Origin of the sequence: Ferrimonas sp. YFM (genome assembly GCF_030296015.1) — a bacterium.
GTDB lineage: Bacteria > Pseudomonadota > Gammaproteobacteria > Enterobacterales > Shewanellaceae > Ferrimonas.
The window spans coordinates 3,609,384-3,633,810 of the sequence record NZ_AP027368.1; the positions used below are offsets into that span (position 1 = coordinate 3,609,384).

21 protein-coding genes and 1 riboswitch are annotated in these 24,427 nt (G+C 60.3%); of the genes, 7 read left to right on the forward strand and 14 right to left on the reverse strand.

Translation table 11 applies throughout. The annotated features are described in order from the left end of the window. The 6 genes from mmsB to QUE41_RS16690 all read right to left on the reverse strand — a co-directional run bounded on the left by mmsB (position 1) and on the right by QUE41_RS16690 (position 6,751). A complete protein-coding gene (mmsB, locus tag QUE41_RS16665; RefSeq protein WP_286340115.1) occupies positions 1 to 897 on the reverse strand; it encodes a 3-hydroxyisobutyrate dehydrogenase in 897 nt (298 codons plus the stop codon). A 2-nt stretch (positions 898 to 899) separates the two neighbouring features. After that, positions 900 to 2,015, reverse strand: a complete 1,116-nt coding sequence (locus QUE41_RS16670) for an enoyl-CoA hydratase/isomerase family protein (protein WP_286340116.1) — start codon at positions 2,013 to 2,015, stop codon at positions 900 to 902. Then, positions 2,015 to 2,788, reverse strand: coding sequence for an enoyl-CoA hydratase (locus QUE41_RS16675; RefSeq protein WP_286340117.1), 774 nt, complete (start codon positions 2,786 to 2,788; stop codon positions 2,015 to 2,017). Before QUE41_RS16675 ends, QUE41_RS16670 begins: the two co-directional genes overlap by 1 nt. Positions 2,789 to 2,812: 24 nt before the next feature. Beyond that, positions 2,813 to 3,970, reverse strand: coding sequence for an acyl-CoA dehydrogenase family protein (locus QUE41_RS16680; protein WP_286340118.1), 1,158 nt, complete (start codon positions 3,968 to 3,970; stop codon positions 2,813 to 2,815). A gap of 12 nt (positions 3,971 to 3,982) precedes the next feature. Then, entirely contained in the window at positions 3,983 to 5,476 is a 1,494-nt protein-coding gene (locus tag QUE41_RS16685; RefSeq protein ID WP_286340119.1) for a CoA-acylating methylmalonate-semialdehyde dehydrogenase, read from the reverse strand. A gap of 90 nt (positions 5,477 to 5,566) precedes the next feature. Next, on the reverse strand, positions 5,567 to 6,751 hold the full coding sequence (locus QUE41_RS16690; RefSeq protein ID WP_286340120.1) for a thiolase family protein: 1,185 nt from the start codon (positions 6,749 to 6,751) through the stop codon (positions 5,567 to 5,569). 188 nt (positions 6,752 to 6,939) lie between these two features. Between QUE41_RS16690 and QUE41_RS16695 the strand changes: the two genes are divergently transcribed. The 5 genes from QUE41_RS16695 (at position 6,940) to QUE41_RS16715 (ending at position 14,064) form a co-directional block, all read left to right on the forward strand. After that, positions 6,940 to 8,415, forward strand: coding sequence for an FMN-binding glutamate synthase family protein (locus QUE41_RS16695; protein WP_286340121.1), 1,476 nt, complete (start codon positions 6,940 to 6,942; stop codon positions 8,413 to 8,415). A 379-nt stretch (positions 8,416 to 8,794) separates the two neighbouring features. After that, complete coding sequence (locus QUE41_RS16700) at positions 8,795 to 9,121, forward strand: c-type cytochrome (protein WP_286340122.1); 327 nt, start codon at positions 8,795 to 8,797, stop codon at positions 9,119 to 9,121. 29 nt (positions 9,122 to 9,150) lie between these two features. After that, a complete protein-coding gene (locus QUE41_RS16705; RefSeq protein ID WP_286340123.1) occupies positions 9,151 to 10,731 on the forward strand; it encodes a DUF3373 domain-containing protein in 1,581 nt (526 codons plus the stop codon). Positions 10,732 to 10,796: 65 nt separating this feature from the next. Continuing rightward, positions 10,797 to 12,173: a tetrathionate reductase family octaheme c-type cytochrome gene (locus QUE41_RS16710; RefSeq protein ID WP_286340124.1), complete on the forward strand. Its 1,377-nt coding sequence runs from the start codon at positions 10,797 to 10,799 to the stop codon at positions 12,171 to 12,173. 163 nt (positions 12,174 to 12,336) lie between these two features. After that, positions 12,337 to 14,064: a phospho-sugar mutase gene (locus QUE41_RS16715; RefSeq protein ID WP_502875907.1), complete on the forward strand. Its 1,728-nt coding sequence runs from the start codon at positions 12,337 to 12,339 to the stop codon at positions 14,062 to 14,064. A 95-nt stretch (positions 14,065 to 14,159) separates the two neighbouring features. On the opposite strand, the gene QUE41_RS16720 is transcribed toward QUE41_RS16715, so the two are convergent. Continuing rightward, entirely contained in the window at positions 14,160 to 15,047 is an 888-nt protein-coding gene (locus tag QUE41_RS16720; RefSeq protein ID WP_286340126.1) for a LysR family transcriptional regulator, read from the reverse strand. A gap of 153 nt (positions 15,048 to 15,200) precedes the next feature. Here QUE41_RS16720 and QUE41_RS16725 point away from each other — a divergent pair, with 153 nt between their 5' ends. Then, positions 15,201 to 15,749, forward strand: coding sequence for an NADPH-dependent FMN reductase (locus tag QUE41_RS16725; RefSeq protein WP_286340127.1), 549 nt, complete (start codon positions 15,201 to 15,203; stop codon positions 15,747 to 15,749). A gap of 34 nt (positions 15,750 to 15,783) precedes the next feature. Here QUE41_RS16725 and QUE41_RS16730 read toward each other — a convergent pair whose 3' ends face one another. Then, positions 15,784 to 17,334, reverse strand: a complete 1,551-nt coding sequence (locus QUE41_RS16730) for a methyl-accepting chemotaxis protein (protein ID WP_286340128.1) — start codon at positions 17,332 to 17,334, stop codon at positions 15,784 to 15,786. Positions 17,335 to 17,476: 142 nt separating this feature from the next. Further along, on the reverse strand, positions 17,477 to 18,400 hold the full coding sequence (gene metA / locus QUE41_RS16735; RefSeq protein ID WP_286340129.1) for a homoserine O-acetyltransferase MetA: 924 nt from the start codon (positions 18,398 to 18,400) through the stop codon (positions 17,477 to 17,479). Positions 18,401 to 18,591: 191 nt separating this feature from the next. Between metA and QUE41_RS16740 the strand changes: the two genes are divergently transcribed. Then, positions 18,592 to 19,317, forward strand: a complete 726-nt coding sequence (locus QUE41_RS16740) for an SDR family NAD(P)-dependent oxidoreductase (RefSeq protein ID WP_286340130.1) — start codon at positions 18,592 to 18,594, stop codon at positions 19,315 to 19,317. Between the two features lie 69 nt (positions 19,318 to 19,386). Here QUE41_RS16740 and ompW read toward each other — a convergent pair whose 3' ends face one another. The 5 genes from ompW to QUE41_RS16765 form a co-directional block, all read right to left on the reverse strand. Further along, positions 19,387 to 20,016: an outer membrane protein OmpW gene (gene ompW / locus QUE41_RS16745; RefSeq protein WP_286340131.1), complete on the reverse strand. Its 630-nt coding sequence runs from the start codon at positions 20,014 to 20,016 to the stop codon at positions 19,387 to 19,389. Between the two features lie 257 nt (positions 20,017 to 20,273). Beyond that, positions 20,274 to 20,663 (reverse strand): YbaY family lipoprotein, encoded by a 390-nt coding sequence (locus QUE41_RS16750; RefSeq protein ID WP_286340132.1) that lies wholly within the window; start codon positions 20,661 to 20,663, stop codon positions 20,274 to 20,276. Between the two features lie 56 nt (positions 20,664 to 20,719). After that, positions 20,720 to 22,081: an alanine/glycine:cation symporter family protein gene (locus QUE41_RS16755; RefSeq protein WP_286340133.1), complete on the reverse strand. Its 1,362-nt coding sequence runs from the start codon at positions 22,079 to 22,081 to the stop codon at positions 20,720 to 20,722. A gap of 98 nt (positions 22,082 to 22,179) precedes the next feature. Then, positions 22,180 to 22,287, reverse strand: a riboswitch (glycine riboswitch). A gap of 167 nt (positions 22,288 to 22,454) precedes the next feature. Beyond that, positions 22,455 to 23,318, reverse strand: coding sequence for an acyl-CoA thioesterase II (tesB, locus tag QUE41_RS16760; RefSeq protein WP_286340134.1), 864 nt, complete (start codon positions 23,316 to 23,318; stop codon positions 22,455 to 22,457). Positions 23,319 to 23,376: 58 nt separating this feature from the next. Beyond that, positions 23,377 to 24,273, reverse strand: a complete 897-nt coding sequence (locus QUE41_RS16765; RefSeq protein WP_286340135.1) for an SDR family NAD(P)-dependent oxidoreductase — start codon at positions 24,271 to 24,273, stop codon at positions 23,377 to 23,379. Between the last annotated feature and the right edge of the window lie 154 nt (positions 24,274 to 24,427).

Below are 24,427 nucleotides of genomic sequence, written 5' to 3' on the forward strand. Positions count from 1 at the left end.
TTACTTCCCTTGTTGATGTTCAAACTGCTCGAAGATGCTGGAGAAATCCCGGCCGCCATTGCCCTTGGCGGCGTGCAGGCGGAACAGACTGGTGGCCAGGGCCCCCATGGGGGTGGAGCTGTGACTGTCGGTGGCGGTCTGCATCGCCAGGCCGAGATCCTTACACATGAGATCCACCATGAAGCCACCCTGATAGCCGTTGCTGGAGGGCACATTGGCCATCACATCCGGGCAGGGGTTGTACTTCTCCAGGGTCCAGTTGCCCCCGGAACTCACCTTGATGATCTCCGACAACACCTTGGGATCCAGGCCGTTGTGAATGCCCAGCTGCAGCGCCTCACTGGTGCCGGCCATCAGCACCGCCAGCAGCATGTTGTTGCAGATCTTGGCCACCTGGCCGGCACCGGCGGCGCCGGCATGGAAGATGTTGGCCCCCATGTTCTCCAGGATGGGGCGGGCCCGGCCAAAGCCGGCTTCGCTGCCCCCGCAGATGAAGGTCAGGGTGCCTGCCGCAGCGCCGGCGGTACCACCGGAGACCGGCGCATCCACAAACTCGATGCCGCGCTTGGCGGCCGCTTCGCCCACCACCCGGGCGCTCTCGGCGTCGATGGTGGAGCTGTCAATCAGCAGGGTGTCCTGGGAAACGGTCTGAATCAGGCCGTCCTCACCCAGGTAGAGGCCACGTACATGCTTGCCGGCGGGCAGCATGGTGATCACCACCTCGGCACCGGCGGCGGCACCGCAGCTGGAGTTACAGGGGATGGCGCCCTGCTCGGCGATGGCGTGCACCGCATCGTGATTCAGGTCGAACACCCGGACCGTGTGGCCCGCTTTAACCAGGTTGAGGGCCATGGGGCCGCCCATGTTGCCCAGTCCGATAAAGGCGATGGTAGCCATAACTACTCCTTGTTCCAGTTGCTCAATGGGTGCTCGCTCCAGGGGGGCGTCACCATGGCGTCAATGTGGGCCGCCGGTACCTCGGTGGCGGTGGTAAAGCGCCACTTAGGCTGGCGATCCTTGTCAATCAGCAGGGCGCGTACCCCTTCGACAAAGTCGCCCATCTCGGCGCAGCGCACCGACAGCACCAGCTCATGCTCAAACACCTGCTCCAGGGTCATATCCGCCCCCTGAGTCAGCTGGTGCCAGATCAGGTGCATGGTGATTGGGCTGCCGCTGGCGAAGGTCTTCGCCGCCCTGTCGAGCCACTTCTCGTCACTCTCGAAACCGCTCAGGCGCTCCACCACCGACTGCAGGTCATCGCCGGCCATCAGGTCATCTATGTCTTTCTGGCGCGCCGACAGTACGCTGGCCGGCAAGGCCGCCTCGTCCTGTTGCTGGTAGCCACCGAGCAGCTCATCGATCAGCGCCTTGGCATCGTGGTTGTGCCACTCCAGATGACACAGGTCAGTGAGCAGTTGCTTACGGCGGAAGTCCGCCACCGCAAAGTCCGCCAGGCCCACGTAACGGGCATCCAGGCCATTCATCTGGTAACCGGTCAGCCCCAGGAAACGGCCGCAGTGACCGGGCATGCGGTTGAGGAACCAGGTGCCGCCCACGTCGGGGTAGAGACCTATGGTGATCTCCGGCATGGCGATGCGGGAGCTCTCGGTGACGATGCGGTGGCTGGCACCGGCCATCAGCCCCAGGCCACCGCCCATGACGATGCCGCCTCCCCAGAGAAGGATAGGCTTGCTATAGACATGAATCAGATGATCGAGGCGATACTCCCGGGTAAAGAAGGCTTCCACCTCGGGCACCCGCTGGCCAGGATGGGCCACACAGGCGTCGTACATGGCGCGGATATCCCCGCCGGCGCAAAACGCCTTGTCACCGGCGCCATCGAGGATGACGCACTTGATCTCCTCCCGCTGCTGCCAGTCGAGCAGGGTGGCATGGAGGCGATCCACCATCTCCAGAGAGAGGGCGTTGAGTGAGCGCTCACTGTTGAGGGTCAGGTGGCCAATCAGGGCGCCGCCGGCACCCTGATGCTCCTGGATTAAGACCAGCTCACTCATCAGCGGTTCTTCCACTCTGGGGCACGCTTCTCCAGGAAGGCGTTCACTCCTTCGGCCTGATCTTCGCTGTCGAACAGATCCAGGAACAGTTCACGCTCCATCACCAGGGCCTGGCTTCGCGGCATGCTGCGGCCACTTTGCACCAGAGTCTTGCAGGCGGAGACCGCCACCGGACTTTGTTTGCCCACCTTCTCCGCCAGGGTCAGGGCGGTGTCCAGGGCACAGCCTGTGTCCACCACCTCCTCCACCAGACCGATGGAGAGGGCGCGATCCGCCTTGATGCGCTCGCCGCAGAGGATCATCCGCTTGGCCCAGCCCTCGCCCACCAGGGCGGTGAGGTTCTGGGTGCCACCGGCGCAGGGCAACAGCCCCACTGTGGCCTCGGGCAGGGCCATCTGTGCCTGGGACTCGGCGATGCGAATGTCGCAGGCCAGCGCCACCTCCAGGCCGCCGCCCATGGCGTAGCCATTGATGGCGGCAATGGAAACGCCGCGGAAGGCGGACAGGGCCTCGAAGGCGCGGCCGAAGGCACGGGCCATATCGGCGGCCACGCCCTTATCACCCTCGGCAAACAGCTTGAGGTCGGCACCGGCGGAGAAGAACTTGTCCCCCTCACCGGTAAGCACCAGGGCGTAGATGTCGCGGTCATTGTTCAGCTCGCCCACCAGTTGTTCGAGCTCCCCCAGACTTTGCTGGGTCCAGGTGTTGGCAGGTGGATTGTTGATGGTCACCAGGGCGGTGTGGCCCCGGCGCTCCAGCTTGAGAAATTCCATCTTCATGGCTCCTTGTGAGCGTGTTTATTCGATTTGGCCGGCGTTGTCATCCAACAGGCGACGGGCGACGATGAGGCGCATGATCTCGTTGGTGCCCTCCAGGATCTGATGCACCCGTACGTCTCGCACATGGCGCTCAAGCGGGTACTCCTGGATGTAGCCATAGCCGCCATGGATCTGCAGCGCCTCGTTACAGACGGTGAAGCCCACGTCGGTGGCAAACCGCTTGGCCATGGCACAGTAGGCGGTCTTTTCCGGGTCGTTGCTGTCCAGTTTAAACGCCGCCAGGCGCACCATCTGCCGGGCCGCCACCAATTCGGTGGCCATGTCCGCCAGCTTGAACTGCAGCCCCTGAAAGGCCGCCAGAGGCTTGCCGAACTGCTTGCGCTCCGCCATATACTGCTGAGCCCGCTCCAGGGCCGCCTGGGCGGTGCCCAGGGAGCAGGCGGCGATGTTGATGCGGCCGCCGTCCAGCCCCTTCATGGCGAAGGTAAAGCCCTGGCCCTCCTCCCCCAGCAGGTTCTCCACCGGCACCCGCACATTGTCGAAGGTCACCAGGCGGGTGGGCTGAGCGTTCCAGCCCATCTTCTCCTCCGCCTTACCATAGACGATCCCCTCGGCGTCGGCGGGTACGGCGATGGCACTGATCCCCTTGGGGCCCTCAGCGCCGGTGCGGCACATCACCACCAGCAGCTCGGTGCTGCCGGCACCGGAGATGAACATCTTGGAGCCGTTGATCACATAGTGGTCACCATCGCGCTCCGCCTTGGTGCGCAGGGAGGCGGCATCACTGCCGGCTCCGGGCTCGGTCAGGCAGTAAGACGCCAGCTTCTCACCGGTCACCAGCTGAGGGCACCAGGCGTCCTTCAGGGCCTGGGAGCCCCAGGAGGCCACCATCCAGGTGGCCATATTGTGGATGGTGATCATGGCGGTGGTGGCGGTGCACCCCTTGGACAGCGCCTCGAAGATCAGCGCCGAGTCCAGGCGGGACAGGCCCATGCCCCCGGCCTCTTCCGGGGTGTACAGGCTGCAGAAGCCCAGCTCACCGGCGCGCTGAATCACATCCTTGGGGAAGTGATGGTCTTTGTCCCACTGCCCGGCGTTGGGGGCCAGCTCCGCCTCGGCGAACTGCTTGGCCACCTCGATGAAAGCCTGCTGGTCTTCGGTCAGGTTGAAGTTCATAAAGGCTCCCTCTTACTTCAGCGCAATGGTCAGGTTCTGACCGGCGACGATGCCGGACTCGGGCCAGCGGGCGGTGATGGTCTTGGTCTCGGTGTAGAAACGCACCGCCTGTTTGCCATAGGCGTGCAGATCGCCGTAGAAGCTGTTCTTCCAGCCGGTGAAGGAGAAGAACGGCAGTGGCACAGGGATGGGCACATTGATCCCCACCTGGCCCACTTCAATCTCATGCTGATACTTGCGCGCCGCGGCGCCGGAGTTGGTGAAGATGGAGGTGCCGTTGCCGAAGGGGTTGGCGTTGATCATGGCGATGGCGTCGGCCAGGGTATCCACTTCTGTGGTGCACAGCACAGGACCGAAGATCTCCTCCTTGTAGATGCGCATCTCGGGAGTGACACCGCTGAACAGGGTGGGCCCCACCCAGTTGCCGGACTCATGGCCCTCGACGGTGAAATCGGAGCCATCCAGCAGGCAGTTGGCGCCTTCGTCCTTACCGGCCTGAATCAGCTCCAGCACCCGAGCCTTGGCGGCCGGGTTGATCAGTGGGCCATAGCCGGCCTCCTCATCATCCCACAGGCCGGGACGCACCTTGGCCAGAGCCTCCTTCAGCTCGGGAATCCACTGTTTGGACTCACCCACGAACACCGCCACGGAGATCGCCATGCAGCGCTGACCGGCGGCGCCCACGGACGCCCCCACCAGCTGGTTGATGACGGTGTCCTTGTCCGCGTCGGGCATCACCACCATGTGATTCTTGGCACCGGCGAAGGCCTGCACCCGCTTGAGGTGTTCGGTGCCGGTCTTGTAGATGTACTGGCCCACGGGCACAGAGCCCACGAAGGAGATCGCCTTGATGTCCGGGTGGGTCAGGATGCCGTCGACCACCTCTTTGGCACCGTGGACCACGTTCAGCAGCCCCTTGGGCGCACCGGCCTCTTCAAACAACTCCGCCAGCAGCATCGGGGTCATGGGGTCCTGCTCGGAGGGCTTGAGCACGAAGCCGTTGCCGCAGGCGATGGCCATGGGGAACATCCACAGGGGGATCATCGCCGGGAAGTTGAAGGGGGTGATACCGGCACATACGCCCAGAGGCTGGATGTAGCTGTAGGTATCGATGCCACGGGCCACGTTCTCTACGGTCTCGCCCATCATCATGCTGGCGATGTTGGCCGCCTGCTCCGCCACTTCGATGCCGCGCCAGACGTCCCCTTTGGCGTCGGCAAAGGTCTTGCCGGTCTCCTGGGCCAGCACCTTGGCGATGCGATCGTGGTTCTCCTTCAGCAAATGCTGGTAGCGCAGCATCAGCCGGGCACGGTCGGACACCGGCGTCTCCCGCCACTGCTCCTGGGCCGCCTTGGCACTGGCCACCGCCTGGTTCACTTCCGCTTCGGTGGCACAGTTCAGCTGGGCGATGGGGCCGTTGTTGGCCGGGTTGGTCACCTGAATCTGCTGCTCGCCGCAGCCATCGGTGTATTCACCGCCGATCAGGTGCTTCACATGTGTGGTCATTATTGCTTCTCCCGTTGATGGGGCCGTCCGCGTTGGGTATGGAGTCGTTGTAGGCGTCGGACGGCCGGTCCTTGTCTGTTATCGCGAAAATTAAACCAGTTCGATGGCCATCGCCGTGGCTTCACCGCCGCCGATGCACAGGGAGGCGACCCCCTTGCTCAGGCCACGGCGCTTCAGGGCGTGCACCAGGGTCACCAGCAGCCGGGTGCCGGAGCAGCCGATGGGGTGCCCCAGGGCGCAGGCTCCGCCGTTGACGTTCACCTTGGCGTGGTCCAGCCCCAGCTCCTTGATGGCCAGCATGGTCACCATGGCAAAGGCTTCGTTGATCTCATACAGGTCCACCTCATCGCGCTGCCACCCCGCACGCTCCAGCAGGCCATTGATGGCACCGATGGGGGCGATGGTGAACTCCTCAGGTGCCTGGGAGTGGGTGTGATGGGCGGCAATGCGAGCCAGGATCGGCAGGCCATTGGCCCGGGCGTAACCGGCGCTGGTCACCACCATGGCGGCGGCACCGTCGGAGATGGAACTGGCGTTGGCGGCGGTGATGGTGCCCTCCTTGGCGAAGGCGGGGCGCAGGGCAGGAATCTTATCGGGACGGGCATTGCCGGGCTGCTCGTCCACACAAACGGTGACCTCGCCCTTGCGGGTCTTGATGGTGACCGGGGCGATCTCATCGGCAAAGGCACCCGCTTCAATGGCGGCGTTGGCCCGCTTGAGGCTTTCCAGGGCATAGTCGTCCATCTGCTCCCGGGTCAGGCCGTACTCGTCTGAGGTTCCCTGGGCAAACACCCCCATCGCCTTGCCGGTATAGGCGTCTTCCAGGCCATCGAGGAACATGTGGTCCAGCACCTTGCCGTGGCCCATGCGCATGCCACCCCGGGCCTTATCCAGCAGGTAAGGGGCCTGAGACATGCTTTCCATGCCACCAGCCACCACCAGCTGGGCACTGCCGGCTCGCACCAGATCATGGGCCAGCATCACCGTCTTCATCCCGGAGCCACACACCTTGTTCACCGTGGTGGCACCACAGGACTGAGGCAAACCGGCTTTCAGGGTCGCCTGACGAGCCGGGGCCTGGCCCTGACCCGCGGGCAACACACAACCCATCAGCACTTCGTCCACCTGTTCGGGGGAGACACCACTCTGTGCCAGGGCGGCGCTGATGGCGCTGGCGCCCAGCTCCGGGGCAGCCACTGAGCTCAGCGCTCCCTGAAATCCACCCATGGCTGTGCGGCTGGCCGCAGCAATCACAACCTCATGATCCTTGATCATTGTTAACTCCTTGTAATGCGATTCATCCTAGATTACTCGAAGCGTGACGTTTACGGCAACGTAAACTTTGGTTTAATGCCAGGCCAAAGTTTGTCCAGCTGTAAGCCCACGCTGACGCAAACTCCACTATCCTTATGGAGATCCAATGACAAACAGATGGCAATTCAATGGATAACAAGGGACAAATGATGGTCAGCTGGCTTACCCGCACCCTGGAAGTCAGCGCCGCACTGCTGATTTTCGTCATCGGCATCGGGATTCTGGTGGTCGCTTACCTCTACGTAAAGGACGTCACTCAGACCCAGCAGGCGATACGGCGCAACTACCCGGTGATCGGCCGTTTTCGCTACTGGTTTGAGCATATGGGGGAGTTTTTCCGGCAGTACTTCTTCGCCCTGGACCGGGACGAGATGCCCTTTAACCGGGCACAGCGCAGCTGGGTCTACCGGGCCGCCAAGGATGTGGACAGCACCATCGCCTTCGGCTCCACCCGCCCCCTGAATCAGCCCGGCGACATCATCTTCCTCAACTGTCTGTTTCCCACCCTGAAAGAGGATGCGGTTCCCCCCACCCCGGTCACCATAGGCAAAGGGGTGGCCCGCACCCCCTTTACCACCGCCAGCTTCTTTAACGTCTCCGGCATGAGTTTCGGCGCCCTCAGCGTACCCGCGGTGCGGGCACTGTCCATCGGCGCCCATGAAGCCGGCATCTGGATGAACACCGGAGAAGGGGGCCTCTCCCCCTACCATCTGGAGGGCGGCTGCGACATCGTTTTCCAGATAGGCACCGCCAAATACGGCGTTCGTGACGCCGACGGCAACCTGTGTGATGAGAAGCTCAAGGAGGTGGCGCGTCACCAGCAGGTGCGCATGTTCGAGATCAAGATGAGCCAGGGGGCCAAACCCGGCAAGGGGGGCATTCTCCCCGGCGGCAAGGTCACCGCCGAGATCGCCAAGATCCGCGGCATCCCCGAAGGGGAGGATTCCATCAGCCCCAATGGTCATCCGGAGATCCGCAATGTGGATGATCTGCTGGACATGATCGCCCGGGTCAGGGAGGTCACCGGCAAGCCCTGCGGCTTCAAGGCGGTGATCGGTCATACCGCCTGGGTGGATGAGTTGATGGCCGCCATCAAGTCCCGGGGCGCGGAGAGCGCTCCGGACTTCATCACCGTGGATTCCGCCGATGGCGGCACCGGCGCCGCGCCCCAGTCCCTGATGGACTTTATGGGGTTGCCCCTGAAGCGCAGCCTGCCCTATATCGTCGACACCCTGGAAGCCCACGGCCTCAGAGACAGGGTCAAGGTGATCGCCTCCGGCAAACTGGTGAACCCTTCCGATGTGGCCTGGGCTCTGTGCGTCGGCGCCGACTTCGTCAACTCCGCCCGAGGCTTCATGTTTTCTCTGGGGTGCATTCAGGCGCTGCAGTGCAACAAGAACTCCTGCCCCACCGGCATTACCACCCATGACCCCAAGCTGCAGAAAGGGCTGGTGGTTGAGGACAAGGCCAAACGAGTCGCCCACTATGCCCGCAACCTGATGCACGAAGTTGGGGTGATCGCCCACTCCTGTGGGGTTCGTGAACCCAGGCTGCTGCGACGGGATCATGCCCAGGTGATCAACGATCATGGCCTGCCGGTCTCACTGAATGACATGCCCCGCTGATGATGGGGCATCCCTTGGACTCTCTCATGATTGACAAAGAAGGAAACAGAGGGCTGATGTAGCACGAATGCAGCCCTTGCCCCCTCCCGGTTAACCAAGATTTGATCGTGGCGTGTTTTTCACTTTCCCGCCGTTAACAACGGGTTCACACCTCACATTTTCACACATTGAAACCCGCTATTTCGCTACGAGATCCGACCACCTTTGCCGCCGATGACCGTTCTGCCGTGATCCCGGTCACTCCTGAACCCAGCCTGAACCAAAAATCTCACCCGCTGACAGTTTTGCTTATACCCCTGCAACTTTTCTTCGCTCCATAAGATTAGGAATAGCTAATACAGTGGTAACTAAAGAAAAGTAAAGCACTCAGAGGTATCTTATGAAACGTCGCTCCTATCAAGCTCTTACCGCAGTTCTGCTGCTTACTGTCTCCGCTGGTCTGGCGGCTGCCGAAGGCGGCAACCCCAAGAAAGGCAAGCACCTCTATAAGAAACACTGCAAGGCCTGCCACAGCCAGAACAGTGAAGCGATGGAACTGACCCCCATGTCCAAAACCATGGCCCAGTGGGATCGCTTCTTCCAGCGCAACAAGCATAAGGCCAAGCCCGAAGTGTTCCAGGGACTCTCCGACCAGGCTCTGAAGGACATCCAGCAGTTCCTCTATGACCACGCTGCGGACTCCGACCAGCCAGCCACCTGCGGTTAATCAAACAACAACAAGCCCTTAAGGAAATGATGATGAAACCCACACTCGTAGCATTAGTCGTCTCACAAGCGCTGATTCTGCCCCAGGCGATGGCCGCAGACAGCACCGAGAAATCCATCGACGATCTCAAGCGCCAGCTGGCCGAGGTCACCGAAGAGCTGGAGTACCTGTCTGAGCGTGTCGACAAGCCGGAGAGCCATGCCGCCACCGACCGTGTGCTGATCACCGGAGATTTTCGCACCAAGGCCCACAGCCTGCACTACCAGGATGTGGTCTGGAGCCCAGGCGTGACCGTTGCCACCCCAATGGGCAGAATGCCCATGTCCATGAATGGCCCTGGCTTCGTGCCCACCGCCCAGGACATCGACAACGACGTGTTCTACACCACCCGCCTGCGCCTCAACCTCAAAGCCAAGGTATGGGACAACGTCAGCTTTGCCGGCCGTCTGACCATGTTCAAGAGCTGGGGTGACTCCACCGAAGTCAACGTGTTTGACTCCTGGAACTCCTTCACCATGGACGGCACCAGCAGCGGCCACCCTAATGGCGACACAGTGCGCGTTGAGCGCGCCTACTTCGACTGGAAGAACATCGGTGGCACCGAGTTCTACCTGTCCGTCGGCCGCCGCCCTTCCACCTACGGCTACCCCACCAACTTCCGTGAGAACGAGCTGCGTGGCGGCACCCCCTCAGGCCACCTAGTGAACTTCAACTTCGACGGCGCCACCGTGGGCTACCACACCGAGCACCTGACCGGCATGGAAGGCCAGGTAGTTCGCTTCTGTTACGGCCAGGGCTATGAGTCCCAGTGGGGCAACGGTGAGCTGTTCGGCAACACCTCTGTAGACGATGTCCACCTGGGTGGTTTCAACATCGACATCCTCAACGATGGCACCAACTTCCTGCAGTTCATCCTGTTTGGCGCCAAAGATGTGGCCGATGGCTTTAAAGGCACCATGTCCATGCCCGACGAGCTGCTGGCGATGTTCGGTCAGGACGGCATGGGCAACGTGACTCCTGTGGTTCGCTACCAGCCCAGCACCAACATCGGTGACATCTATCTGAGCGGCCTGACCTTTGTCCGTGAAGAGGACAGCGGCATCAAGTGGTTCACCTCCCTGGGCTGGACCCGCACCGACCCCAACGGCAACTTCGGCATGTTTGGCGGCCTGAACAACGATCCTCTCTACCAGATGATCAGTCAGACCGAGATGGATCCCAACCCCATCGGCACCACCGACAACGAAGCCCACGATGGCTACTCCATCTACGCCGGCATCCAGATCCCTGTAGGCGATGGCAAGTTCGGCCTGGAGTACAACTACGGCTCCAAGTACTGGACCCCCTTCACCCAGGCTCAGGACGATCCCATCGGCAGCAAGCTGGCCACCCGTGGTCACGCCTATGAGGGTTACTACATCCATGACATCAATCCAAAGACCTTCGTGAAGTTTGCGGCCCTGTACTACGACTACGAGTACACCGGCTCCGGCTCCCCGGTGGGCGCCCCACAGAACATTGATGAGGTTCTGGCTGGCCAGGCATTCAGCATGCTGCCTGCGATGGACTCCGCATTCGACGTGAATGCCTCCATCACAGTGAAGTTCTAAGTTTCATCATCTCGGCGGCCCAACCTCAGCACCAGAGGGGACGGCCGCCTCTCCAGGGAAAAGATATGCGCACATTACTGATTACCACTCTGCTGACCGGCCTGATGTTGCCGGTTGGCGCACAGGCGGAGAATCCTCACAAAGAGTTTATCTCCGGTCCCATCAACAGCGGCAGCGAAGCCACCGCCCAGTGCATCGAATGTCACGAAGAGCACACCGAAGCCTTTATGAAGACCAGTCACTGGACATGGGCCAAGGAGCAGACCGTCAACGGCAAGACCGTGAAACTGGGTAAAAAGAACGCCATCAACAACTACTGCGTTTCCGTCTCCAGCAACGAGCCTCGCTGCACCAAGTGTCACGCCGGTTACGGCTATGAAGACGCCAAGTTCGACTTCCAAGACGCCACCAAGGTGGACTGCCTGGTGTGTCACGACACCACAGGTACCTACAAGAAGGATCTCAGCGGCTACGCCTTCAAGAGCGTCGACCTGGTGAGAGTCTCCCAGAACGTGGGTGCCCCGGTACGCGACAACTGCGGCAGCTGCCACTTCTTTGGCGGCGGCGGCGACGGCGTGAAACACGGTGACATGGACTCCAGCATGGCCTATCCGGACAAGGCGCTGGATGTGCACATGGACGCCGATGGCATGGACTTCCAGTGCCAGGACTGCCACAAGGGTGAGTCCCACACCATCAAGGGTCAGGCGATGAGCGTCTCTCCAGGCAGCACCGACCACCTGGAGTGCACCAGTTGCCACGAAAACGACGTCCATAAAAACGCCAAGCTCAACCGCCACACCGAGAAGGTGGCTTGTCAGACCTGCCACATCCCCGAGTTTGCCAAGGTTGAGCCCACCAAGATGTGGTGGGACTGGTCTGAAGCGGGCCAGGACCGCGAAGAAGCTAAGAACCAGTGGGGCCGCAAGGACTACATGAAGAAGAAGGGCAGCTTCGTCTGGGGCCAGAAGGTTCAGCCTGAGTACGCCTGGTACAACGGTACTGCTGACGCCTACCTGTTTGGCGACAAGATGGATCCGGCTAAAGTGACCGCCCTGAGCAAGCCTGCGGGCGCTAAGGATGACGGCGAGTCCAAGATCTACCCCTTCAAGGTACACCGTGGCAAGCAGCTGTATGATGCCAAGCACATGGTATTTGTTCCTACCAAGGTGTTTGGCAAGGATGGCTACTGGAAGACCTTTGACTGGGACAAGTCCGCCACTGCCGGCATGAATACCCACCCTGCCATGCAGGCCAAGGGACTGACCTACAGTGGTCAGAAAGGGTTTGCCGAGACCGAAATGTGGTGGCGCATCAACCACATGGTCTCACCCAAGCAAGAAGCTCTGAAGTGCAGCGCCTGCCACAGCAAGAAGGGCCGGCTGGATTGGGAAGCCCTGGGCTATGACCAGGATCCTATGAAAGCGAAGAAGAAGAAGTAACCTAGGGGCGTAACCCGGGGCTCCTCCCGGGACCAAGGTTGGCCCGCCATCTGGCGGGCCTTTTTTTTGGGCTGACCTCAGTCAACCGCATTCCCAATCAGACAGAAAATATCCTCTGGACAGCGAAGAGGTTGTTGATAATAATTCTCATTAGAAGAGTTCAATGACCAACAAGGAGCCCGCCGTGAGCTCAGAAATCCTCCGCTGGTTGCAACGCGATCCTGACCCAGACACCCGCCGCGAACTTCAACACCTGCTGGACAATCAGGACCAGCAGGAACTCGAACAGCGATTCTCCGGTCGCCTGGCCTTTGGTACCGCCGGGCTGCGGGGCGTGGTCGGCGCCGGCCCCAACCGGATGAACCGGCTGGTGATCCAGGAAACCGCCACCGGCCTGGCCCGATACCTTCTGGCCCAGCAGATCAACGCCCAACAGCGTGGGGTGATCATTGGTTACGACGGTCGCCCGGACTCCCGTCAGTTTGCCGAAAACACCGCTTCGGTGCTCACCGGACAGGGTATCCCGGTTTATCTCACCGTACGGGTCGCCGCCACTCCACTGGTGGCCTTTGGGGTTCGCCACCTCAATGCCGCCGCCGGTGTGGTGGTCACCGCCAGCCACAACCCGCCCCAGTACAATGGCTTTAAAGTTTACTGGGGCAATGGCGCTCAGATCATTCCCCCCCATGACAAAGGCATCGCCGAGCAAATAGAGATTGCGGCCCAGTCGCAGCTGTCACTGATGACGCTGGACGAAGCGAAAGAGAATGGGCTGCTGACCCTGCTGGACACCCCTTTCTATGAGGCCTATCGCCAGGCGTTGGGCAACAGCGCCCTGCTCAGCAACCATACCAGCCCGGGAGCCATCAGCCTGGCCTACACCGCCATGCACGGGGTGGGCGCTGAGATGGCGGAAGCCCTGCTGAAAGACGCAGGCTTTGATCAGGTTTACAGCGTCGCGGCCCAGCGGGAACCGGACGGACGCTTCCCCACGGTGAACTTCCCCAATCCGGAAGAGCCGGGCGCCATGGACCTGGTGATCGCCGAAGCGGTCAAACATGACGCCACACTGGCGGTGGCCAACGATCCGGACGCCGATCGCCTGGCGGTGGCCGTGCGCACCGAGACAGGCCAATACCAGATGCTGACCGGCGACCAGGTGGGCGCGCTGCTGGGTCACTACCTGCTCAGCCGCACCTCAGCCTCTCAGGCGCTGGTGGGCACCACAGTGGTTTCCTCCACCTTACTTGAGCGTATTGCCCACTGGGAAGGGGCCCACTACTACCAGACCCTGACCGGGTTTAAGTGGCTCACCAATGTGGCCATGGAGAAACAAACGGAAAATCAGCGCTTCCTGTTCGCCTATGAGGAGGCCCTGGGTTACACCGTCGGCGACCTGGTGTGGGATAAGGATGGCCTCTCAGCCCTGGTGGCCTTTGCCCAATTAACCGCAGAGCTGGCCAGTCAGGGACTGACCCTATGGGACAGGCTGGAGTCCCTCTATCGGCAGCATGGCCTTCACCTCAATGCCCAGCGCAGCATCGCCCTGTCACCGGGCGCACCTGCCATCGGCGATGCCCTGAGAGCCCATCCCCCCGAGCAGATAGCCGCGGAAGCGGTCACCGCCATCACCGACCTGAAGCAGGGCACCATTGACTACAGTGACGGTCGTCAGGAGCGGGTAGCGCTGCCCAGCAGTGACGTGCTGATCTACCAGTTGGCCAGTGGCAGCCGGGTGGTGGTACGACCCTCGGGCACCGAGCCGAAGATCAAGTGTTATTACGAAGTGGTGGAAGCGGTGCAGGAACAGGAACCTCTGAAGCAGGCGCAGGAGCGGGCAGCAGGGCGAATGTCCGAGTTGATTGCCACCCACCAGGCCAGCCTCAGCTGAACTTGCAGCCCAAGCTACCGCACAAAAAAGGAGGACCCAGGGGTCCTCTTTCGCAACCGAGAGATCCGGCCAATGGGAAGGTTTCTGAGTTGAAACTAATGAATGAAAGAGTGCTCGATGCTGGACACCAGGGGACGGAACCAGGGCTGGCCCTGACTCTCCCAGGAGGCCAACAGACTGCGGTGACACAGATGGTCAAATCCGTCGAGCTCGAAGGCCACCAGCTCGCCGCTGGCAAGCTGGGCACGAATCAGGGCGGCGGAGATAAAGCCGATCCCCTCGCCACGAATCAGTGCCTCCACCATCAGATGCAGATCGCCACAGGAGACCTGGAACCGAAAATCCTCCAGTTCCAGCTTTTTCGCTGCCAGGTTCTGCACCAACAGGTCCCGGGAGCAACAACCCGGCTTGGCCACATAGAGGGTGTGGGCCATTAAGGCCTCCAGGCTCTGCTCATCGATGCTGCCCAGCAGTGCCGGGCTGGCCACAAAGATCACCTTGTCCGGCGGCAAAGGGTGACGCCAGCAGTTGCTCAGGTTCAGGGGCTGAATGTGCTCGGTGATGGCGATGTCGTAACGCCCCTCATTGATGGCGGCGATCACCTGATCGCTGGCCAGGTAATCAAACTCGACCGAGTGCTGTTTCTCCCGGTTAAATTCACTCAAGGCCACGGGGAAATAGCTGGCACCGAACGCCGGAGTACAGCACAGCCTCAGCGCATCGCTGCCACTTTGCTGCAACCGGGAGAACAGCTGGCGCTCCATCTCAAGTAATCGGCGCCCATGATCCAGCACCAGCTCGCCCGACAGGGTGGGCTTGATGGGAGTCAGCTGTCGATTCAGCAACACGGCGCCGCAGCGCTCCTCCAGCGCCTTGATACGCTGAGAGGCTGCCGAGTGGGTGATGTTCAAGGAAGCGGCCGCTTTAGAGATACTGCCAAGCTCCACCGACAGCACCAGGGTCTTGAGATCCTGGGTCTTCATACACAGTCCTTACCCGAGGGCGCGGTACACCGGAAATTAACTCCAGAGTATCAATTAAATTTAGACTTTACTAATATAAAAGTGACCATCGTGATCCAATACAAAAAATCATGGGTCTACACTGATTAGATTGATCAGTGTAAGGAGCATGTTATGGGATCTCTCAAGGTACTGGCTCTGTGTGGCAGCCTGAGGCAGGAATCACTGAACCGGAAACTGATGCTTCAGGCCATGGCCTTGGCCCCCAGAGGCGTCGATGTGCAAGAGGGGAAAATCTGCGCCATTCCCCTCTACAGCCAGGACCTGCAACAGATGGGATTCCCCGAATCGGTGGAAACACTGCACCGGCAACTGATGGAGTCCGATGCCATACTGCTGGTGACCCCTGAGTACAACTACTCCATCCCCGGCGTACTGAAAAACGCCATCGACTGGTTGTCGAGATACTCCCCTCATGGATTCAACAACAAGCCTGTGGCGATCATGGGCGCCAGCCCGGGCAGAATGGGCACCAGCCGCTGTCAGTATCACCTCCGCCAGGTGATGGTGTTTCTCAACGCCTGGGTATTGAACAGGCCGGAAGTGATGCTCAGTGAAGCGCATCTGGCCTTTGACGAGGCAGGCAATCTGAAGGAGCACAGGCTCAAGGAGTTGGTGGAGAGCCAGATGCAGGCATTACGGCAGATGATTCACGGCGAGTAAACCCGCAGCGGCGCCTAACGGCGCCGCTTTAACCTCAATCTCGACTGGCGAAGCTCAGGTGCAGTGATCCAATCAGCCCCACCTGCTGCTGCAGTTCGCTGCTGCACCGCTCCACCTCCTGAGTCGACGCCAGGTTACCCTGAGTCAACCCCTGAATCTCCGCCAGACTGCCGGCAATCTCATTCACCGCCTGCCTTTGCTGCACCGCGGCGGTCGCCGTTTGCCCGGCCATATCATGGGCCAGTTCAATCTGACGGTTGATCTGTTCAATCTCACTGGCACTGGTCTGCGCGGCAAGGGCACAGGCATCGGCCAGTTGATGATTGTGCTCCATCTTTTCGACCCAAAGCTTGAGGGTATGGTGCATCCCTTCGATGCTGTTCTGAATCTCCGTGGTCGCCTGCTGAGTCCGGTTGGAAAGGGCACGAACCTCATCGGCCACCACGGCAAATCCCCTCCCCTGCTCTCCGGCGCGGGCGGCCTCAATGGCGGCGTTGAGGGCCAGCAAATTGGTCTGCTCGGCGATGCCGTCAATCTCCTTCATCGCCAGGGCCACCTTATCCGCTTCACCGTGAAGCTCTCCGGCATGCTCCGCCGCCACCTTGACCTCCTCGGCCAGAGTCCGAATCTGATCTCGGCTGTCCAGCATATCGTTTTGGGCCCCGTGGCAGGACTCTCGGGAGTGCAGTGTGCTTTGCGCCGACGCCTCGGCACAGTTGGCGATCTCGCCCACGGAGACATTGAGTTCCTCCACCGCCGTGGCGATCTGATCCAGACGGGCATTCTCCTGACGCACTCCCTGCCTGGCCTGCTCACTGAGCCCAACCAGGGTGGAAGACATGGCATCCAGATGCTGAGAGGCATCCCGGGTTCGTCCCAGCACACCGGTCATCCTGGCCTGAGACAACTGCAGCTGAAACGCCAGGATGCTGCTGCTGCCATGCCCGGCAAAAACATAGCGACTGACGCTGTCGTACTCCTGCTGCAGCTTCATCAACATCGCCGGCACCCGAAACGCCTCATCGAAGAACAGCATCAGCATGGCGGCCACCATTGCCAGACCACAGAGCACCACCCAGGGCTGGAACAGCCAGGCCACAGCGGCAAAGCCCAGGGCCAGAATCACCCCGGACAACCAGCGACGACGGGCCAGGGTTAGGGAGCGGCCGACGGGCTTGCCTTGGTTCAGCTTTTGATAGACCTCGCGGGCCCGCTCCTTCAGCTCTTGTGTGGTAGCCCGTCTCACCGACTGGTAGCCCACCACCTGCCCATGTTCGAAAATGGGGGTGACAAAGGCGTCCACCCAGTAATAACGCCCATCCTTGGTGCGATTCTTGACGACGCCTCGCCAGGGTTTCTGCGCCTTCAGCGCATCCCAAAGCTCCTTGAACGCAGCCTTGGGCATCTCGGGGTGGCGAACCAGATTATGATTGTGACCGATCAGTTCAGACTCTTCGAATCCGCTGATCTCGATAAAGGCGGGATTTGCGTAGGTGATGATGCCTCGCAGATCTGTGGTGGATACCAGCTCCTCTCCCTGAGGAACCACAACCTCTTCATTGACGATGTGACTCTCTCGTCTCATGTGACCTACATCCTGTAGTTAGATTGAGTTAATCAAGCTTAGGTCACATTTTACTTGTTGCTTAATGGCTTTACCACGTGATAGGGCGGAAACTTTTTTCCGATTTATCGTGTTTTAGCACCATATTTCATCAACTTGCGCATTATTCGCCCGCCAGGTCATTCAGGTCATAAGGGGTCTGCTGATAGACGCAGTAGTTCAGCCAATTGGAGAACAGCAGGGCGCCATGGGCATGCCAGCGCGCATGGGGAGGCAAAGTGGGATCGTCCTTGGGATAGTAGTTCTTCGGCAAGGCTGGCTCGGCGCCCGCTGCCCGATCCCGGCGGTATTCATCCTGCAAGGTGGTACGGGTGTACTCTGGGTGGCCGGTCACAAACAGGTTGCGGTTGTCCCTGCTGGTCACCAGATAAGCCCCGGCTTCATCGGACTCCGCCAACACCTGAAGCTCCGGGTGAGCTTTCAACCGGTCCAGGCTGACCTGGGCAAAGCGCGAATGGGGCACCCAGAACTCGTCATCAAACCCTCTCAACAGGGGAATATGGCCATGGGCACGGCGATGACGAAAGACTCCGGAGATCTTGTCGTCCCTAAGATAGCGCTTCACCCCATAGAGATGGTACAGCGCCGCATGGGCGGCCCAGCACAGGAACAGCACCGAGGTGGCATGCTTCTGCGACCAGTTGATGATGTCGCAGATCTCCGGCCAGTAGGTCACCTCTTCAAACTCAAAGTTGCCCAGGGGGGCCCCGGTAATGATCAGGCCATCGTAGTTGTTGTTCTTAACCTGGTCAAAATCCCGGTAGAAAGCGTCCATATGGTCGCTGGGCGTATGCTTGGAGGCTCTGCGGTGAATCCTCAACAGCTCGACGTTCACTTGCAGCGGTGAGTTACCCAGCAATCTGAGCAACTGAGTCTCGGTCTCGATCTTGTTGGGCATCAGATTGAGGATCAGCAGACGCAAAGGACGGATATCCTGAGACGCCGCGCGCTCCTCGGACATGACAAAGATGTTCTCGCTGCGCAGGATCTCCGACGCCGGCAACTGACTGGGTATTCTGACTGGCATAAACAACCTCCTAGAGCTCCATTTATAACAGGACATCTAGACGGCTACAACTCCAGAGCTCCAATTTCCCCTTGGGTGTGATCCTGCCCCTCTGCTCCCCGATGCAATATGGATGACGTTAACACTTTGGGAACAGATATTTACAACCGGAGCTGCTATGATCCCGCTACCTGAACTATTGCTAAGACATCATGAGCCAACTCTCTGCCATCATCATCGGCGCCAATGCGGGGCTGAGCCAAACCCTGGCCCAAAAGCTGGCCGCCGAGGGAGTGCGTCTCGGCCTGATGGCCGCCGACCTCTCCAGCCTCGACCCTCTGCTGCAGCAGCTTCCCGACAACACCCTGTGCAGCGAGATCGACATTTTCGATCCCGCCCAGTGCCGTCAGGCCCTTAAGGATCTGTGGCAGCAACTGGAGGGGGCTCAACTGGTGATCATCAACACCGCCGCCAGCCATCATGAGCTGGAATTGCCCTGGGAGGCAGACAAAATGGTGCTGGATGTGAACGTGACCGGGTTTACTGCCCTGGCCAACGGCGCCTTCGCCCTGTTCAGGGAGCAGAAATATGGCCAGTTGGCGGCCATCACCTCCATCGCCGGAGAGCGGGGCGGTGCCAGCAGCGCCTTCCACGCCAGTAAGGCATTTCAGCAGAACTACCTGCAGGGACTGAGGCTCCACGCCCAGCGCCTGAAACTGCCGGTCACCGTCAGTGATCTGCGCCTGGGGTACATCGACAAGATGCAGGCCCGGGGCAGCAAGGCCTGGGGAGCCTCCCTGGACGTGGTCGCCAGCCAGATCCTGGCCAACCTCAAAAAAGCCAAGGCCACCAGTTATGTCACCCGGCGCTGGCGCATCGTCTCCTGGGTTGGTCGGATGCTGCCGGAGTTTATCTACAACAAGCGCAAGTATCGCTGAAGCTCAGGTACTCAAGAACAACAAACGCCGGCATAAGCCGGCGTTTTTCTGTGCTATTGCGCTAGCAAATCAGAACTTGTAACCCACGGACACCATGTACACCCAGGGGTCGATGTCGGTTTCGATGCTGACAGAATCTCCGCCCAGCTTGAAATCAACGTCGGTCTGGATGTCGATGTACCAGATGGACGCGTTGATCAGCCAGTTGTTGTTCAGCTCGTAATCGATGCCCACCTGAGCCGCCAGCCCCCAGGAATCAGACAGTTCCAGATCGGTCAGGGCCCCATCCAGATCGTTGGTGAACTCCTCATCCCAGAAGTAGGTGTAGTTGATGCCGGCACCGATGTAGGGGCGAATCTTGTCACTGCCGAAGTAGTACTGAGCCATCACGGTCGGTGGCAGGTGAGTCACCTCCGCAATGGTGCCCACAGGACCCAGACCCACGTTGTGTTTGAACGGGGTTGCCGCCAGGACTTCAACCGCCCAGGCGTCGGTCAGCATGTAGGTAAAGTTCAGGCCCAGCTGGTTGTCTTCATCCACGTTGAACTCACCGAAGGTGGCGACGGGCTCAGAAGACTCATCTGGATTTACCTGCGCCCAACCGGCACGAACAATAAAGTCGCCGGCTTCGCGAGCGGCGAAGGCGGGGGCAGAGAGGGAGGCCAGAACCAGGGCTGAGATCAGGGTTTGCTTCATCATCTTTTATCACTCCATGAATAGTCGGAAACTAAATTCAAACGTTTTTCCAACAAGTTGCGACGGACTGTACCAATTAAGAGGTAGCGATTTTTTGATCTAAAACAGACTTTGAAAATCTATTTTCTCCCTACCACCCCTCAAATGATTTGAAAAGCGATCCAGATCTCACTCGGGCACAAAAAAGGGCACCCCATGGTGCCCTGGCGCAAATCTTGCGGATAATAAGTTTCATCTCATATGAAAGATTTCGACTGACATCACCGTGCCGGTTCCATGGTGACCGTCACTACGGTCTCACCATTGTTGATCACCGGGAAGCGTTCGTAACTTTGCAGTAACAACCTCTCATCCAGCTTGACCATGGCCACCACCAGATAATCGGCTTCCTCACGAATCGCCTGCTTGGGCAGCTTGAACTGGAACAGGGCCGGCAATTTGGCCACGGTAAAGTTCTTCTGGGCAAGAATGGCTCCCCGCACCTTGGCATCGATGATGGCTACGGTGAGCTCCGCGCCCTGAGGCAACAGAGAGACCCCTTCGGCGCCTGCCACACCGGTGACGCTGACCATTTCGGGCTTGGCATCCCCCACGGTCACACACCCGTTAAGGAACAGGGAAAACAGCAAGATACTGAGGATTCTCAACATAAAAAAGGCTCCTTGATTCAGGAGCCTTTATATCAAATCCGCGGATGCTAAGCCATTTAGCCCACCTGAGGCTGCACCGCCATCGGCTTACGCGCTTCGAAATAGGCCAGGGTATCCCCCACCACCTCCTTGCGCAGCAGCAGCAGGGCAATGAGGTTAGGCACCGCCATCAGGCCGTTGACCACGTCCGCCAACAACCAGATCATGTCCAGCTGCAACAGGCCGCCGACCGCCACCAGGGCGACAAAGACCCAGCGATAGGGCAGACGGGCACGCTCTCCCCAGAGGAACAACACCGCCCGTTCGCCGTAGTAGTTCCAGCCCAGGATGGTGGTAAAGGCAAAGAACAGCAGGGCCAGGGTGATCACCTGCTGCCCCACAGTGGCCGACAGGCCTGAGGTGAAGGCGGACGAGGTCATGGCCGCTCCAGCCAGTTCTCCCTGCCAGGCGCCGGTCACCACCAGGGCCAGGCCGGTCAAAGTGCAGATGATGATGGTATCGAAAAAGGTCCCCGTCATGGACACCAGCCCCTGCTCCACCGGCGAGTTGGTGCGCGCCGCCGCCGCCGCCATGGGCGCACTGCCCAGGCCGGATTCGTTGGAGAACACCCCACGGGCGATACCGAACTGGATGGCCATCATCACCGTGGCACCGGCAAAACCGCCTCCGGCAGCCTGAGGGGTGAAGGCCGCTTCCACCACCAGGGCCGCTGCCGCAGGCACCGCCTGCCAGTTGGCGCCCAGCAGCATCACACAGGCCACCACGTAAAACAGCGCCATGGAGGGCACCAGGGCGGTGGCAACCGCAGCGATGCGGCGTACCCCACCCAGAGTCACCATGGCCACCAGCACCGCCAGCAGGCTCATGGACAGCCAATCAGGCACAGAGAAGGCGATGCGGGCGCCATCGACGATGGCATTCACCTGGGGGAAAGTACCGATACCGAAGAAGGCTACCCCAAGGGTAAAGAAGGCAAACATCTTCGCCAGCCACGCCTTACCCGTACCGTGGAGGATGTAGTACATGGGGCCGCCCACCTGCTGGCCACGCTCATCCTGACGGCGGTATTTCACCGCCAGCATGCACTCAGCGTACTTGGTGGCCATGCCGGCAAAGCCCGCCATCCACATCCAGAACAGGGCACCAGGACCGCCGAGCTTGATGGCGGTGGCCACCCCGACGATGTTACCTGTACCTATGGTGGCGGCCAGAGCGGTGCACAGGGCGGAGAAGGAACTGATGTCGCCCTGGGCATCCCTGGGCTTGAGCATCAGGCCAATGGCCATGGGCAGACGGCGGACCTGCATCAGCTTGAGCTTGACGGTGAAGTAGACCCCGGTGCCCACCAGCAGAATCAATAGCGGTGGACCCCACACCCAGCTGCTGAGGGTGGAGAGGGCAGTATGTAGTTCGTTCATTTGATGTCTTCCTCAGTGCGACAACTAAAATACACAGAGGAGAACCATGCTTGAGAAACGGATCGAGGATCCGTCCTGTGAAAGGAGGTAAAGCGTCTATCTTGCACCCTGTCCTTTTGCCTGAGCGTTTGACCACCGTCTCCCAAGGGAGCGCGGGGCTTGCGCCTTCGGCGTCCAAGTCAATGGAACTCTCCAGAGGCCCGTCCAGTAACAGTCCATGCCGGCCAAGCCGACGCCTGAAAGATTTACTTCTTCGGCGGACGCAGAGCGTCTCTCTCCTATTACCTTCATCCGGGATTCCGCTTTCGCGGAACGACAAACTCTATCAAAAAGCGCGCCATTAAGACGCGCTTTTTTGGTGAGATAACTCACACTATCGTGATTTCTGCCTAAGCAGCCCCTCCTGGGCGGTGGAAGCGACTAACTCCCCGGCCTGATTGAAGATCTGCCCCCGCACCAGTCCCCGTGAATTGATGGCATTGGGGGAGTCCACGCTGTAGAGCAGCCACTGGTCAAACGCCACCGGGCGGTGGAACCACATGGAGTGATCTATGGTGGCCATCTTGATCCCCGGTGTCAGGAAGGACACCCCATGGGGCTGGGCGGCGGTCACCAGGAAATTGAGATCCGAGGCGTAGGCCAGCAGGTGACTGTGCAGCACCGGGGCCGCCGGCAGGGTACCGTTGGCCCGCATCCACATGTGCCGAACCGGCTCCCTGGGGGTGGGTTTCAGCGGGTTGATGGGGTCCACCGGACGGATCTCTATGGAGGTGTTGTTCAGATAGATGTCCAGCACCGCATCGGGCACCTTACCGCGCATCCCCTCAGCCAGTTGAAACTGGTTAGGCAGGGTCTCGGGTCCCGGCACCTGAGGCATCTGAGCCTGATGCTCAAATCCCGGCTCCAGGTGGTGGAAGGAGCCGGTCAGGTGGAAAATAGGACGGCCATGCTGAATGGCGCTGACCCGACGGGTGCTGATGGAGCCGCCGTCGCGCATGTTCTCCACCTCGTAGATCACCGGACGATTGAGGTCGCCGGCACGCAGGAAGTAGGAGTGGAAGGAGTGGATCTCGCGCGCCGAGTCCACCGTTCGGGTGGCCGCCGCCAGTGCCTGACCGAGCACCTGGCCGCCAAACAGGTGACCGAAACCCAGATCTTCGCTCTGGCCCCGGTACAGCCCCTCTTCCAGCTGCTCCAGATCCATTATCTGCAGCAGGGTATCGAGAGAATTGGACATTGATGGGTCCCAAATTCAGTGACAAAGGCCACAGGGTACCCAAGGGCACAACTCAGGGTCAACGCTGGAACAGGCGGCGGACTCGCTCCCGAAACGAGGGATAGGGGGTAACCACAGATTCGGAGTCCAGCTCATCCCAGGCCAGGCACAACTCCTCCGGACGCAGGTTCTCCGGTTTTAACCTGATGCCATGGGTTTCCACGGTTCTGGCCAGGGTAAACTGCCCCGCCGCCGCCGTCAGCGTGGCGCCATTGGGCGCATCCCGCGACAGCAGATAGAGCAGGGCCGGCACCACGGCGCTGATCTGCAGTTTCTGGTGCTGCTCTCCGGTATAGAGCTTCTCCACCATTCGGGTGGAAGCCGAAGGACACAGGGCGTTGCAACGGATCCCCGCCTCCTCCATCCTCTGAGCCACGGACAGCATAAAGCCGCGGTTGGCCATCATGCTGGCGCCATAGCCGCCCAGGTCCCGATCGCCATAGAGGCCAGAGAAGCCGCTGCACACCACGATGTGCCCCCTGTTGGCCTGGAGTTGCTCCATGGCGGCGTGCACCAGATTGACGGTGCCGAAGTGGTTGATCTCCATCATCCGCCGGTACTCATCCAGGTCACAGGGGGCTTGCTGAGGGATCAGGATGCCGGCACAGGCCACCACCGCGTTGAGGCGGCCAAAGTGTGCGATGCCTGCGGCGAGTGCCTCGGAGAGTGCCTGATAATCGGTGACATCCACGCACATGGGCAGGGCTTCGCCGTCCAGGTCCTGCATCAGGGCCGCCACTTCGTGCACCAGGGCCGGGTCTCTGCCCTGCCCCCGGCTGTCACAACCATTGTCCAGCAGGATCAGCTTGGCACCGCGCTCCGCCAGAGCCAGGGAGAAGGCCCGACCCAGGCCGCGACCGGCACCACTGATGGCAACCACCTGATCATCAAAGCGAATTGAGCCCGTTTCCTTCATCCCTGTCCTCCCAATAAACTGGTGTAACTCCTATTCAAAACAATGGGTTAATATCCGTACAATTGCCAGGGTAAAACCGTTGCCGATACTGGATTCTCTACCGGGATCACATGCCCCCGCTGCAGACGATGAATCTCCTCGCTTTAGAGGTACA

What these genes read in the sequence shown, in the direction of transcription:
- mmsB (WP_286340115.1), bottom strand. Translation starts at nt 897, where the DNA reads ATGGCTACCATCGCCTTTATCGGACTGGGCAACATGGGCGGCCCCATG.
- QUE41_RS16670 (WP_286340116.1), bottom strand. Translation starts at nt 2,015, where the DNA reads ATGAGTGAGCTGGTCTTAATCCAGGAGCATCAGGGTGCCGGCGGCGCC.
- QUE41_RS16675 (WP_286340117.1), bottom strand. Translation starts at nt 2,788, where the DNA reads ATGGAATTTCTCAAGCTGGAGCGCCGGGGCCACACCGCCCTGGTGACC.
- QUE41_RS16680 (WP_286340118.1), bottom strand. Translation starts at nt 3,970, where the DNA reads ATGAACTTCAACCTGACCGAAGACCAGCAGGCTTTCATCGAGGTGGCC.
- QUE41_RS16685 (WP_286340119.1), bottom strand. Translation starts at nt 5,476, where the DNA reads ATGACCACACATGTGAAGCACCTGATCGGCGGTGAATACACCGATGGC.
- QUE41_RS16690 (WP_286340120.1), bottom strand. Translation starts at nt 6,751, where the DNA reads ATGATCAAGGATCATGAGGTTGTGATTGCTGCGGCCAGCCGCACAGCC.
- QUE41_RS16695 (WP_286340121.1), top strand. Translation starts at nt 6,940, where the DNA reads ATGGTCAGCTGGCTTACCCGCACCCTGGAAGTCAGCGCCGCACTGCTG.
- QUE41_RS16700 (WP_286340122.1), top strand. Translation starts at nt 8,795, where the DNA reads ATGAAACGTCGCTCCTATCAAGCTCTTACCGCAGTTCTGCTGCTTACT.
- QUE41_RS16705 (WP_286340123.1), top strand. Translation starts at nt 9,151, where the DNA reads ATGATGAAACCCACACTCGTAGCATTAGTCGTCTCACAAGCGCTGATT.
- QUE41_RS16710 (WP_286340124.1), top strand. Translation starts at nt 10,797, where the DNA reads ATGCGCACATTACTGATTACCACTCTGCTGACCGGCCTGATGTTGCCG.
- QUE41_RS16715 (WP_502875907.1), top strand. Translation starts at nt 12,337, where the DNA reads ATGACCAACAAGGAGCCCGCCGTGAGCTCAGAAATCCTCCGCTGGTTG.
- QUE41_RS16720 (WP_286340126.1), bottom strand. Translation starts at nt 15,047, where the DNA reads ATGAAGACCCAGGATCTCAAGACCCTGGTGCTGTCGGTGGAGCTTGGC.
- QUE41_RS16725 (WP_286340127.1), top strand. Translation starts at nt 15,201, where the DNA reads ATGGGATCTCTCAAGGTACTGGCTCTGTGTGGCAGCCTGAGGCAGGAA.
- QUE41_RS16730 (WP_286340128.1), bottom strand. Translation starts at nt 17,334, where the DNA reads ATGAGACGAGAGAGTCACATCGTCAATGAAGAGGTTGTGGTTCCTCAG.
- metA (WP_286340129.1), bottom strand. Translation starts at nt 18,400, where the DNA reads ATGCCAGTCAGAATACCCAGTCAGTTGCCGGCGTCGGAGATCCTGCGC.
- QUE41_RS16740 (WP_286340130.1), top strand. Translation starts at nt 18,592, where the DNA reads ATGAGCCAACTCTCTGCCATCATCATCGGCGCCAATGCGGGGCTGAGC.
- ompW (WP_286340131.1), bottom strand. Translation starts at nt 20,016, where the DNA reads ATGATGAAGCAAACCCTGATCTCAGCCCTGGTTCTGGCCTCCCTCTCT.
- QUE41_RS16750 (WP_286340132.1), bottom strand. Translation starts at nt 20,663, where the DNA reads ATGTTGAGAATCCTCAGTATCTTGCTGTTTTCCCTGTTCCTTAACGGG.
- QUE41_RS16755 (WP_286340133.1), bottom strand. Translation starts at nt 22,081, where the DNA reads ATGAACGAACTACATACTGCCCTCTCCACCCTCAGCAGCTGGGTGTGG.
- tesB (WP_286340134.1), bottom strand. Translation starts at nt 23,318, where the DNA reads ATGTCCAATTCTCTCGATACCCTGCTGCAGATAATGGATCTGGAGCAG.
- QUE41_RS16765 (WP_286340135.1), bottom strand. Translation starts at nt 24,273, where the DNA reads ATGAAGGAAACGGGCTCAATTCGCTTTGATGATCAGGTGGTTGCCATC.